Source organism: Chitinophaga chungangae (assembly GCF_017742215.1).
In the GTDB taxonomy this organism is placed as follows: domain Bacteria; phylum Bacteroidota; class Bacteroidia; order Chitinophagales; family Chitinophagaceae; genus Chitinophaga; species Chitinophaga chungangae.
Map to the genome: position 1 here is coordinate 833,530 of NZ_JAGHKP010000003.1, position 11,677 is coordinate 845,206.

Here is an 11,677-nt window from a genome sequence, read left to right on the forward strand (position 1 = left end):
CGGAGAACGTTGCCTGGAAGTAAGCCCCTGGCTGCGACCGGAGAGAGACCGCTTTACCGGCTGTTGGATGAAAGAGCGGAGCAGGAAAAGAAAAACGTAGCTCATTGCCTGCACTGAAATCCCCCAGCTGAAAAAGAAAAGCCTTCGCCCGATCGTTTGCCTTGATGATCTGCGTTTGTCCATCCACGTTACTGTGCTGAAATCCCCCATGCCACAACGTTTATTACTATCATGTCAGGAAAAGCGGTCTCACTGCGGCTACGGGGCGGGCTGGAGCCTGTTCAGGATGAAGTTTGCCGTGAACACTGCGCTTATCGGTGCAGCCCTTCCCTTCGCCTTCGTTCGGGCAGCTGTCGGTCTGTTCGCTTTGCTCACATCCCTTCGCAGCCTCATATCTGTCCGCCACCTGCCGGCGTCGCGTGGTGAGCGGTGGCTCCGTGCTCGCTTTGCTCGCCCTCCCGCCCCCGCACCCCGCGCCGCATGGCGGGTGGTGGCGGTGAGCGGATGGTAATGCCGCGAAGGGGCGAAAGAATAAAGCTGAGCGGGAGAATATGCCCTGCCGCGAACGGCGGCGGTAGTACATTGATCGGCGGCGGAATGATCTTGGCGGCAGCCCGTGCCGGAAGGCAGCCGCTGGCAGTAGCAAGGTTCTTCCTGGTAAAGCTGCCTTCCGCCCCGGACTGCTTTTGTGTTTTTTTCTTTCAGTTGAAAAAAGAAGCATTAAGAAAAAAGTATATCTTTAGATCAGTTCTTTGAGAGTAACACCAGTGTAACACACGAGGCAAAAAGTGCGAGACGCGCGAGGGCAAAAAGGCTGCGAGGTACTACAGGTATGGGTTTAACGGGAAGGAGAATGACAACGATGTAGGCAAGGGTGAAGGCAATCAGCAGGATTATGGGATGAGGATTTATGATCCGCGAGTAGCACGCTTTTTATCTATTGACCCGTTGACTACAAAATATCCCTTTTACTCTCCTTACCAGTTTGCAGGGAATACACCTACTAATGCGATTGATTTAGATGGAGCTGAGCCGTATGGTGACGTAATGAATCCCAGGCGACACACTAAGGTCATACACGTCGATGGCAACGGTGATTTGATTTTGCTAGACAATAGAACATGGATATTTGCACAACCTTATACCATCAATAGTGGTATAATGAAAGGTGCACAATCTTATCGGTTTTATTGGTGGAGGGGAGATCATTGGGATCCATTCAGACAAGGACATGCACTGTATGATTTAAGTAATGGAATAGGTGAAACAGCTTCAACAGCAACTGTTGCAGTTGGAGGAGGAATGTTAGCAAGGGGATTGCTTGGTGCTGTAGGGGCAAGTTCTTGGGGTACTAATATTCTTCTAAAGGTATATCAGAAAGCTCCAGCTATTGCGACTCTACTTAGGTTTGGGGCAGAAATAGCAGATGAAAGCGGTGTTATAGGGGCTCAGAATGCAGCTTACAGTAAAGTTGTTAGCTATAGCGCTAGTCAAATTGAAAAATTCATAACGACGGAAGAAGGCGCATTATTTCAAGTTGATAAATTTAAGAAGATAATAAATCAAGGAGGAGAAGCATTGGATAAGTTACTTGCTGATCCTATATATGCGGTGGAGCATGGGGGGAAACAATATATTTTAGATGGGCATAATCGATTGAAGGCATTTTCGGAGTTAGAGAAAAATGCGAATGTAACCATGCTCTCGAAGGAAGAAGCAACAAAAATGTTTAAAGATAAAATGGATGATATTACGAAAGGTGAATTTAAAACAGAGTTAAAAGATGATAACTGATGTTTCCTTTTTTGAAAATGTTTTATTTGAATATACTGATCGCATACATATATTCAATGATAGTTTGGTACGGAAGTATAAATTAAAAGATATTCCGTATAATGAATCTGGCAAGTCGTTTCCGAAGATTGGTGAGTTATATGTTGAAGACAAGCTTATTAGTTATAGGTTCCATGGTAGAGGAGCCACTATTTTCTGGGATAAGGCTGAGATTAAGTTTGATATTGATGCTTTAAGTAATCATAAAATTATCACCTCTTCGTGGCCTTATCTTGAATTTTTAAGTCATTTTATTGATGATTTTAAAGAAGAGGAATATCCTTTTTCCTTCATTGATCAATTGTTGATTGGGTTCGAAGAAAGAGGGCTTTTTATGGAAAGAAAAATTAATGAGAAAGTTTACCACATAAATGAAGCTTGGTATGAACATCGAAAGTCGGGGCTTGCATTTAGTGGAGACAATAAGAAGGAAATAGATTGGTAGTACCTCGCTGTCCCCGCTGGCGCAAGTCTGATGGGGAGGTTGGGGAGTGAGGGGAGGGACTTGTGCCGAACCTTCTGCAAAGAATACGAAGTGTATATAAAAAAAGTCCAGACGGTTTTGGTCTGGACTTTTTTATTTGCTGTATGCTGCTCTTGTTTTGGCATCTCGAAGTAATCCATCGAGTGCATATAGGATACATTGTTTGTCAGTCTCTGGTAGCGCGTCAATATCGTTGAGTCTTTTGAGCATGGCTGGGTCTTTTAGGACGTTGACCTGTTTTGTCTCACCGAGCAGAAACCCCACCGTTGTCTCCAGTTCTTCAGCGAGTCGCTTCACCACGTCGATGGTGGGTTTAACCTCTTCCCGTTCGTATTTACCGATGATGGAGTGGTTTGTATTGAGCAGTTTGGCCAGTTCGCTTTGCGAAAGCCCCTTTGCGTCCCTGCACTCCCTTAGTTTTTTACCGAAACTGCTCATGTTTTTGGGTTATTTATGGTTCAAAAAGCCCGTTATTAGGCGTTTGTAGCAAAAATACCGTTCATATGTGAATATAAAAAGTCAGATATTTTTGTTCATAAAAGTCAGATGTTATATTTTTGGGTCAGATGTGAACGGGTAAAATATTTTTTCAAAGGAGAGGCCGGAGAAGAAATACGTTTCGGTAGCATTTGTATCTGATAAGTATTGACCTAAAAATTTATCCACATGAACAAAACAATCCGTACCGGTAAAATCCACGGGCGTCATCAACAGGTAGCGGGCCACTATAACGGTGGCCGTGATGTTGCCTGGCTGAATGTTAGCGGTCTTTGGCTGGAACAGGCCGGTTTTAAGGTAGGTGATGGAATCGTGATCGAAGTGCAGGACGGGCAGCTCGTGATTAAAAAACAGCGGGCGCATGGAAATCGCTGATATCAAAGCCCACTTGCCCATCAGCGCCGTGTTATCGCACTACGGCTTACAGCCGGACTGCGCGGGGAGGCTGCGTTGCCCGTTCCACGATGACAAGACACCGAGTATGCAGGTGTATAAAAAGACACAAACGTGTTACTGTTTTTCGGGGAACTGCGCTACGCATGGAAAATCGCTGGACGTGATCGACTTTGTGATGCATAAAGAACAATGCAGTAAAGGTGAAGCGATCCGTTATTGCGAACGGTTGTGCGGTGGTGCGATTGTGTCGGCCGTGCAGCCTTCACCACGGGTTACTCCTCCCGCGTCAGTGCCGCCCGTAGGTAACATCCTGGAACAGATGTTCACGTACTTCCGCAACGCGGTAGCGAGTTCAAAACCGGCACAGGATTATATCCGCAGCCGTGGATTGGATGCGACACGTTTGGAAGTGGGTTATAACAGCGCACAGTTCCATCACGGCAGCCGCAAAGATGCTGCGCTGATCGACGCGTGCGTGCAGGCGGGCCTGCTGACGCCGTGGGGCACGAACACGCGGGAAGGTGGACAGGCGTATAAACCTTTTGGGAAGTACTGCGTCGTGTTTGCGTTGCGCAGCCGTGGCGGCGCAATTACTGGCATGTACTTCCGCAGCACCGTGAACGACAGCGATGCGAAGCATTTTTACTTAAAGGATCGGAAAGGATTATATCCGTGTCATCCTGCTACGGATGCTGTCAAATTGCTTCTTACGGAATCAGTGATCGACGCGGCGACGCTGCTGCAGCACGAAACTATTACGCGTGAATACGCCGTGCTGGCTTGTTACGGCACCAATGGTTTTACTGATGAGCATGCGGCAGCAATCGCATCGTTACCGCAGTTGCGCGAAATAATCTTCGCGTTTGACGGTGATGATGCCGGGAATAAAGCCGTACAAAAATACGCAGCACAATTACATGCGCAGTATCCGCAGCTACAGTTCACCACGCTGGAACTGCCTGCCGGCGAGGACATCAACAGCATGAGCTGCACGCATGAACCGGAGATCTTCAGTGCTTTATTAGACAGCCGCCAGCCGGTTGTTTTATCTTCAACTGAAAACAACACTTTTCTACAATCCGCGACCAGTGATGCTTCCGACGTTAGCGAGCTGGACACGCGTAATCCGCATAAGCTGCGTTACAGCGGCGCTGCTGCGGATTACGAGGTGCAGGGCGGGGTGAGCAAAGGGCTGGACAGCTTAAAAGTGACGCTGGTGATCACGGGCAAAGGCAGTGGCCGCAAGAGCCGTCAGAAGCTGGATCTGTACGAAGAAAAAGCGGTTGATAAATGCTGCCGCGAGCTGAGCGAAAAACTTTTTATCAGCCAGCCCGATCTCTCTGCTGATCTATATCGTTTAACGGACTTGCTGGAGACTTACCGCGAGCGCGAACTTTTGTTAAGTGAGCAGCCGGAACCAGCCGCCACGGTGGATTATCCGTTGACGGCGGTGGAGCGCGCCGCTGCGGAAGAATTTTTACGCGCGCCGGACCTGTTGGGGCGGATTAACGGGCAGCTGGAAGCGGCGGGGATCATCGGCGAGGAGAGCAACCGCTTATTACTCTGGCTGATCGCGTCGAGCCACAAGCTGGCGGAGCCTTTGCACGCACTGATCCAGGGCAGCAGTGGCAGCGGTAAGACGCGGCTGTTAAAGCAGGTGTCGGCGTGCATGCCGCCGGAGCGGTTGACCAAACTCACGCGGGTGAGCGAGAAAGTTTTTTACAACTACCCGGAAACGTACTTCGTGCATCGTTTGTTGTGTCTGGAAGATATCGACGGGCTGGGGGAAGAAGCGGAGTTTGCGTTGAGAGAATTGCAGAGCAATGGCGAGCTGACGAGCGCGATGAGCATCAAGCTGGAGAGTGGCCAGATCACCAGCGGCCAGAAAACGGTACGCGGGCCGATTGCGAGCCTGGCGTGTACGACACGCGGGGAATGGTACGAAGATAACATGAGCCGTGTGTTCCTGGTGGCAGTGGATGAACGGGCCACACAAACGGCGCGGATATTGGATTACCAGAACCGTAAAGCGGCCGGCCAGCTGAGCAGCGACAAGGAACGTGCAGCCACCTTGCAGCTGCAACAGCTGGTGCGGGCGCTGGGTGTGGTGGAGGTAGTGAACCCTTATGCAGGGCGGTTACAGCTGCCACCGGAAGCGCACAAGCTGCGGCGGTTGAATGATCTGTTTTTAAATTTTGTGAAAGTGGTGACGTGGGTGCATCAGTATCAACGAAAGCGTGACGGGAAAAATCGTTTGCTGGTAGAAATATCCGATCTTGCGCAGGCGGTAGATATTTTGTTTGATAGTATCGTGCTGAAGGTGGACGAGTTGGATGGGAGCCTTCGGCAGTTTTTTGAGCAGCTGAAAAATTATTTGCAAAAGACGCATGCCGATGACTGGCAAAAGGCGACGTTTACGTTACGGGAAGTGCGGCAGGGCTTGAACGTGAGCAAGACGCAGCTGTTCCGTTACGTGAACGATCTGTTGCGTTTGGAGTACATCCGGATCACGGGTGGTCATGTGAACCGGGGCTTTACCTATCAGATCAGTTACTGGGACGGCTACACGGCGTTGCGTGAGCGGTTGCGCAAATCGCTGACGGATCAGCTGGCTGCTTTGCAGGCTGGTGGCGAAAATAGCGGGATTGGAACGCCAGAGTTGGCTACGGTGGCTGAATGCGAATAATGCTTCTTGCTTTTGGAACGCCAGGGAACGCCAGTGGAACGCTGGAATCCGCTACAGTACTGGAAAAATGGTCTGGCGTTCCGTGTTCCAAAAAAATGCTCAAGGGGGTGTTAAAAAACGATGATTTTGGCGAAGCTGGTCGTAGTTGTTTTGCTATCACTTTTTACCTGTTTTTTTCTTTTACTGTCTGAACATTTATCCTTCTACTTTTATTGTTAACCCATCTTCTCTTCATCTGAAGTTCTTCAGATCCTTTTAATCACTAAATGAAAATTTTATGGAACAGCTGCTTGGTAGCTTTACGGATTACCTGTGTGTAATCGGCTACAGTAAAGGCACGCAGACGATGATTGGTTCTTGCGTGCGTGATTTTTTACAGTGGTGTGGTCATCATGGCGAAGCCATGGGCGCACCTGGTGCGATCCGTACGTTTTACGGGTGGTTGCACACGCGGCCGTTGCGGCGTGGTACGGGAGCTTTGAGTGCGATGATGATCGGCCATTACGTGTACAGTCTAAAAGTGTTTTTTGGCTGGCAGCAGGCCAGTGGTCTATTACCTGTTAACCCGATGAGTGGCTTGCGGTTCGCGGGCACCCGTTGTGAGCGGCGGGCGGCACTGAGCGTATCAGAGGTGACGGCGTTGTTCGATGCGGTTGAAACGATGGGGGAGCGGGCGTTGCTGCATGTTTTTTACAGTTGTGGTTTGCGTCGCAGTGAAGGCGTGATGCTGCGCGTGCGTGATGTAGCCTGCCGGGAGCGGTTGTTGTACGTGCGTCTCGGCAAAGGCGCCCGCCGCCGGGTGGTGCCGCTGGCGGGGCGTGTGGCGGCGGAGCTGCGTGCTTATCTGGCTGAGCGTCACAGCAGCAGCGATGCGTTTTTGGTAACGGCTGCCGGCAATGCGATGGATGGGGCACAGTGCCTGGCGTTATTAAAAACGTTACTGGCAAAAGCGGGATTACCGAACAGGATCACGTTGCATGATCTTCGCCGTTCGATCGCGACGCATCTTTTGCAGGGCGGCATGAGCGCTGAACAGGTACGTGATTTTTTAGGGCATCAGCACATCGAAACGACGCAGCTGTACGCTCGTCCTGCTGCGGACCAACTCTTGCGCGTATGAGGCTGCCGTCTGCTTTACAAACGTACCTGCAACATCATTATACGTCGGCGACGGTAGCGAGTTATGGTCGTCAGATCGCCGCGTACCTTGGGAGCTGCCCGGCTTCGGCTACAGCGGGTTATACGGAGGTGCTGGCTTATATCGGGATGCTGCGGCAGCGGTACGGTAATGCGTATACGCTGGCCCGTGAGCTGGCTGCGATCAAAGTGTATTACGATTGGTTGTGCGATAGCGGGCAACGTGACGATCATCCGGCGCGGATCATCGGGTTAAAAGATCCGCGTTCGAGGGATGTACAGTTGCAGGATTTGCTCTCGCCTGCGGAGCTGCAGCGCTTATTGCATCAACAATCGCGTTACGGGGCTTTATATTACCGTAACGCGGTTTTGATGGGATTACTGGTTCATCAGGGTTTACGCGTGTCAGAAATGGCCGGATTACGGGCAAATGATATCAACCTTGATGCGGGCACAATCTACATTGCTTCCACGGCACAGACGAACGCCCGAACGTTATCCTTACAACCCGACCAGGTGCTTTTGTTCTACAGTTATCTGCATGGTGTTCGCCCGAAACTGCTCAAAGGAAATGCCTGCGATGCTTTACTGATCGGCCTTCGCGGAAATCCCATGCCGGCGGAAGATATCGTAAAGCATGTGCAGCGTTATTGCAAACCTATCTTCAAGGATAAAAAAGTGAGTGCGGGCGTGATCCATCAGAGTGTGATTGCGAATCTTTTGAAAGCCGGTCATGATCTGCTGATAGTGCAGGCTTTTGCGGGGCATAAATATCCGTCGAGTACGGAGCGTTACCGGGGCGGCGATACGATGAATTTACAGGCGGCCATCGATCAGTATTATCCGTTGTAAAAAGGTTCAACTCCCGTTCCCGATGGAGAAGGGGAGAAATGTTGAACCCGTATCAGAAGGAGTGAAACCAAACCCATCATGGGCGGACAAGCAGGCCATCGGGGAGGACATTGTCCTGGAGAGCGGCCTGCTTGTCCGCCCATGATGCGCCAAGAGACTCCCGCCGCTGATCAAGGTGCCGCTGTCGCCGTTCGCGGCAGGGCTTGCACCGCCGCCCGTTCCTGATCCTTCTGCCCCTCCGCTTCGATCCCTTCCGCTCCCGCCACCTGCCCACCGCCACGGCCTGGACGGCACGGTGGCGGGAGCGCGCGAGCGCGGAGCCGCCGTAGGCGGCCAGGCCTGGCAGGTGGCGGACAAAATGGGGCAGCGCAAGGACAGGGCGCCAACGGCGCATGGCCTGAGAGCTGCCCGAGCGCAGGGAGCGGGCAGGGGCGGCCTCGAGAAACGTTGCCTAAGAGTAAGGCCCCTGTCTGCGACTGGAGGGAGACCGCTTTACCGGCTGTTGGATGAAAGAGCGGAGCAGGAAAAGAAAAACGTAGCTCATTGCCTGCACTGAAATCCCCCAGCTGAAAAAGAAAAGCCTTCGCCCGATCGTTTGCCTTGATGATCTGCGTTTGTCCATCCACGTTACTGTGCTGAAATCCCCCATGCCACAACGTTTATTACTATCATGTCAGGAAAAGCGGTCTCACTGCGGCTACGGGGCGGGCTGGAGCCTGTTCAGGATGAAGTTTGCCGTGAACACTGCGCTTATCGGTGCAGCCCTTCCCTTCGCCTTCGTTCGGGCAGCTGTCGGTCTGTTCGCTTTGCTCACATCCCTTCGCAGCCTCATATCTGTCCGCCACCTGCCGGCGTCGCGTGGTGAGCGGTGGCTCCGTGCTCGCTTTGCTCGCCCTCCCGCCCCCGCACCCCGCGCCGCATGGCGGGTGGTGGCGGTGAGCGGATGGTAATGCCGCGAAGGGGCGAAAGAATAAAGCTGAGCGGGAGAATATGCCCTGCCGCGAACGGCGGCGGTAGTACATTGATCGGCGGCGGAATGATCTTGGCGGCAGCCCGTGCCGGAAGGCAGCCGCTGGCAGTAGCAAGGTTCTTCCTGGTAAAGCTGCCTTCCGCCCCGGACTGCTTTTGTGTTTTTTTCTTTCAGTTGAAAAAAGAAGCATTAAGAAAAAAGTATATCTTTAGATCAGTTCTTTGAGAGTAACACCAGTGTAACACACGAGGCAAAAAGTGCGAGACGCGCGAGGGCAAAAAGGCTGCGAGGTACTACAGGTATGGGTTTAATGGGAAGGAGAATGATAATGAGGTGAAGGGTGAGGGGAATCAGCAGGATTATGGGATGAGGATTTATGATCCGAGGTTAGGGAAGTTTTTGTCGGTTGATCCTATTACGAAAGATTATCCTGAGTTAACGCCGTATCAGTTTGCGAGTAATAGGCCGATAGAAGGGGTCGATATAGATGGTATGGAGGTTGGTTACATGGATCCGACTACTGGTCATTATTCCATGCCGTCGGATGCGATTCGTCATCCTATACCCAAGGGTGCATATTTGTCATCTGTTGTAGCGCAGGAGGATGGAAAGAGTGCATCCATTATGACTGCACCTTTGTATATATTCGGAGGAACGGTACTGACGGTCGTAGCGGCACCTACTGTTATATCGTTAGCAGAAACCGGTTTCTGGAATATTGCACTTTGGGCTTCGGTTCCGACCAACCAAATGGCAGCAATGACAGTTGCTGGGTTTACATTTAATATATTGAATCCTGATCCAGGCACTCAGGTAGATTTTGGAGCAGGGTCTAAAGCTGGTAGTTATTTAAGTCTTGCATTAAGAAATAAATCAGGGAAGGCTGTACAATTTATTGCAGAGGCCGGGTCGCAAGTTAATAAATCGGAATTACACTGGACAGGAAGGCTTTTGGATGAAGGTAAAAATGTAGCAGTTTTGGCTGAAAGTAAAATATCGGGAGCGAGAACTGCAGACTTTTTGGTCAATGGTATTAATACGGAAATTAAAGAATTGTCCAATATGACTGTGGGACAGAACTTTGTCAGGAACTTAGTAAATAAGTTTAAAGATGCGGCAGGACAAGCTTCTTCGGTTATTATTGATGGAACGAAGCAAACAGGGTTTACAAAGGAGGCGGCCGAACAAGCGTTAGAGGGGTTAAAAGGTAAATTGAAGAACGAAACAACCTATAGAGTTGTAGGAGAGGGATTTGATTTTGAGAGAACTGTTAAACCAAGTAATTAATATAATCAATGAGTCGCGTAACTAATTTGCTAATTATCTTTAGCACATTGGAAAATGAAAATAATATAATCGCAGAGATGAGCAATTATATTATTAATGGCAATAATTTTAATATTCTTTCCATTAATGATGAGAGAATGCCTCAAGACTGGTATGGAGGTACAAAACGTTTGGAATGCAATGTGCTTATAGGCGCTTATAATTATTTAGATCTGGGGCCATTTTTGGCTTTCCTTCGAACAGAAGTGAGTTGGGAAGCTGCAGATTTAGTTCAGGTATTTGTAAAAGAACAAAATGATATGAAGTTTAGATTGATTGACCTGATTCCATGCTAACGCAAGACTTGCGGGTGAGTTATGAGAGTGAAGTGACGGTAATGTTCACTACGTAGCTTGCGTATTCTTAAAATGTATTAAAGCTTATAAAGCAGCACATTACTGCTCTATAGAAAGGAGTTTTGTCAGGTATTGTCAATCTGATAAGCTCCTTTTTTATTGTTTGAATCCGCTAGTTTTGCTTTCGTTATACTTTTGTGTTCAATACGTCACCTGGTTGATTTATGAAATGTAAACATTGCGGCACGGCCTGGCATTAAAAAGGGAATTCGTAGACAAGTACAGCAATATTATTGCAAACTATGCCGCAAGTATCAGCGTAGCCAATACCAAAGAAAAAAAGTTACAAAAGAAGATGTCGAAATGATTGGCGTCTTGAACAATGAGGGCATTGGTGTAAACAGCATGGCGAGGGTTTTAAAGTTTTCTCCAGGCACAATTATTAACTATTTGCGTAAAATATCCGCCAATGCCTGCTTTTCAATTCCAGACGAAAGTAACCAGGAATATGAAGTGGACGAAATCCGGACCTTTGTCAGGAAGAATAACCCGCAATATGGTACCTGGATCATGTATGCAATAAACAGAGCGTCACGAAAGGTGATACATTTTATTGTCGGCCGAAGAACCAAAAATAACCTTCGTGCATTGATTGAAGCGCTTCAGAAACTTAATCCTAAACGTATACATACCGATAGCTTAAATATATACCCCGGGATCATTCAAAAGAACTTGCATCGCACCTGGATACATGGAACGAATTATATTGAGAAGAATTGGTAAGGTATTACGCTAGGGAGTTGCTTTGCGTAAGGAGGCTGGGGGTGAACATAAAATCCAGGGATTTGATTACCACGCTCAACCTCCATGGCCCTCGGCCTGAACGATATTTTTAACACAGGCCGCTGGATCGCCACTCCGTTATCCCATTCGGAACACTATCGCAAACGCATGAGCCGTGAGCTGCGCCTCAATAAAAAACGCAATCCTTGGAATTGCGTTTTTTATTGTATTAAGATTGACATTATTGATCATAGTATCGAGGGCACAGAGGATGCGGGTTTTATCATGCTCTTGCGGCTTATTTTAACGGTAAAAGATTTGCTACTGATCGAATCCCCCGATACAGGCATAAAAGCTATCACCGTAGATGTTCAGTGCTAATTTCAAGTTTGCATTCCCGGCACTGCTGGGTAGAT

The 11,677-nt window shown here is 49.2% G+C and carries 11 protein-coding genes and 2 pseudogenes; 12 read left to right on the forward strand and 1 reads right to left on the reverse strand.

Features of this window, described 5'->3' with window-relative positions; translation table 11 throughout:
- Nucleotides 1-831: 831 nt before the first annotated feature.
- A pseudogene (locus J7I43_RS17765) lies at nt 832-1,794 on the forward strand (RHS repeat-associated core domain-containing protein); the annotation flags it as partial.
- Nucleotides 1,784-2,278 (forward strand): DUF6896 domain-containing protein, encoded by a 495-nt coding sequence (locus tag J7I43_RS17770; RefSeq protein WP_209147199.1) that lies wholly within the window; start codon nt 1,784-1,786, stop codon nt 2,276-2,278. The pseudogene J7I43_RS17765 and the gene J7I43_RS17770, both read left to right, overlap by 11 nt.
- Before the next feature lie 132 nt (nt 2,279-2,410).
- Here J7I43_RS17770 and J7I43_RS17775 read toward each other — a convergent pair whose 3' ends face one another.
- Entirely contained in the window at nt 2,411-2,755 is a 345-nt protein-coding gene (locus tag J7I43_RS17775; protein WP_209147200.1) for a helix-turn-helix domain-containing protein, read from the reverse strand.
- Nucleotides 2,756-2,983: 228 nt separating this feature from the next.
- Here J7I43_RS17775 and J7I43_RS17780 point away from each other — a divergent pair, with 228 nt between their 5' ends.
- From J7I43_RS17780 to J7I43_RS17820, 10 genes and pseudogenes are all read left to right on the forward strand, one after another.
- Nucleotides 2,984-3,190 carry a SymE family type I addiction module toxin gene (locus J7I43_RS17780; RefSeq protein WP_209147201.1) on the forward strand — a complete coding sequence of 69 codons (207 nt, stop codon included), beginning with the start codon at nt 2,984-2,986 and terminating at the stop codon, nt 3,188-3,190.
- The gene (locus J7I43_RS17785) at nt 3,177-5,897 is read left to right on the forward strand and encodes a toprim domain-containing protein (protein WP_209147202.1); all 2,721 of its coding nucleotides are present in this window, start codon (nt 3,177-3,179) and stop codon (nt 5,895-5,897) included. Before J7I43_RS17780 ends, J7I43_RS17785 begins: the two co-directional genes overlap by 14 nt.
- A 277-nt stretch (nt 5,898-6,174) precedes the next feature.
- Nucleotides 6,175-7,017, forward strand: coding sequence for a tyrosine-type recombinase/integrase (locus J7I43_RS17790; RefSeq protein WP_209147203.1), 843 nt, complete (start codon nt 6,175-6,177; stop codon nt 7,015-7,017).
- On the forward strand, nt 7,014-7,886 hold the full coding sequence (locus J7I43_RS17795) for a tyrosine-type recombinase/integrase (protein WP_209147204.1): 873 nt from the start codon (nt 7,014-7,016) through the stop codon (nt 7,884-7,886). The genes J7I43_RS17790 and J7I43_RS17795 overlap by 4 nt, the downstream gene beginning before the upstream one ends.
- 175 nt (nt 7,887-8,061) lie before the next feature.
- Nucleotides 8,062-8,442: a hypothetical protein gene (locus tag J7I43_RS17800; RefSeq protein ID WP_209147205.1), complete on the forward strand. Its 381-nt coding sequence runs from the start codon at nt 8,062-8,064 to the stop codon at nt 8,440-8,442.
- 714 nt (nt 8,443-9,156) lie between these two features.
- Nucleotides 9,157-9,339: pseudogene (locus J7I43_RS24865) on the forward strand (RHS repeat-associated core domain-containing protein); the annotation flags it as partial.
- 276 nt (nt 9,340-9,615) lie between these two features.
- Nucleotides 9,616-10,143, forward strand: a complete 528-nt coding sequence (locus tag J7I43_RS24870; RefSeq protein ID WP_262898790.1) for a CdiA C-terminal domain-containing protein — start codon at nt 9,616-9,618, stop codon at nt 10,141-10,143.
- Nucleotides 10,144-10,151: 8 nt separating this feature from the next.
- Nucleotides 10,152-10,478 carry a hypothetical protein gene (locus tag J7I43_RS17810; RefSeq protein ID WP_209147207.1) on the forward strand — a complete coding sequence of 109 codons (327 nt, stop codon included), beginning with the start codon at nt 10,152-10,154 and terminating at the stop codon, nt 10,476-10,478.
- A gap of 405 nt (nt 10,479-10,883) precedes the next feature.
- A complete protein-coding gene (locus tag J7I43_RS25040; protein ID WP_378108791.1) occupies nt 10,884-11,261 on the forward strand; it encodes an IS1 family transposase in 378 nt (125 codons plus the stop codon).
- Nucleotides 11,262-11,345: 84 nt separating this feature from the next.
- Nucleotides 11,346-11,642 (forward strand): hypothetical protein, encoded by a 297-nt coding sequence (locus J7I43_RS17820; protein WP_209147209.1) that lies wholly within the window; start codon nt 11,346-11,348, stop codon nt 11,640-11,642.
- Nucleotides 11,643-11,677: the final 35 nt, after the last annotated feature.

What these genes read in the sequence shown, in the direction of transcription:
- J7I43_RS17770 (WP_209147199.1), top strand. Translation starts at nt 1,784, where the DNA reads ATGATAACTGATGTTTCCTTTTTTGAAAATGTTTTATTTGAATATACT.
- J7I43_RS17775 (WP_209147200.1), bottom strand. Translation starts at nt 2,755, where the DNA reads ATGAGCAGTTTCGGTAAAAAACTAAGGGAGTGCAGGGACGCAAAGGGG.
- J7I43_RS17780 (WP_209147201.1), top strand. Translation starts at nt 2,984, where the DNA reads ATGAACAAAACAATCCGTACCGGTAAAATCCACGGGCGTCATCAACAG.
- J7I43_RS17785 (WP_209147202.1), top strand. Translation starts at nt 3,177, where the DNA reads ATGGAAATCGCTGATATCAAAGCCCACTTGCCCATCAGCGCCGTGTTA.
- J7I43_RS17790 (WP_209147203.1), top strand. Translation starts at nt 6,175, where the DNA reads ATGGAACAGCTGCTTGGTAGCTTTACGGATTACCTGTGTGTAATCGGC.
- J7I43_RS17795 (WP_209147204.1), top strand. Translation starts at nt 7,014, where the DNA reads ATGAGGCTGCCGTCTGCTTTACAAACGTACCTGCAACATCATTATACG.
- J7I43_RS24870 (WP_262898790.1), top strand. Translation starts at nt 9,616, where the DNA reads ATGACAGTTGCTGGGTTTACATTTAATATATTGAATCCTGATCCAGGC.
- J7I43_RS17810 (WP_209147207.1), top strand. Translation starts at nt 10,152, where the DNA reads ATGAGTCGCGTAACTAATTTGCTAATTATCTTTAGCACATTGGAAAAT.
- J7I43_RS25040 (WP_378108791.1), top strand. Translation starts at nt 10,884, where the DNA reads ATGGCGAGGGTTTTAAAGTTTTCTCCAGGCACAATTATTAACTATTTG.
- J7I43_RS17820 (WP_209147209.1), top strand. Translation starts at nt 11,346, where the DNA reads ATGGCCCTCGGCCTGAACGATATTTTTAACACAGGCCGCTGGATCGCC.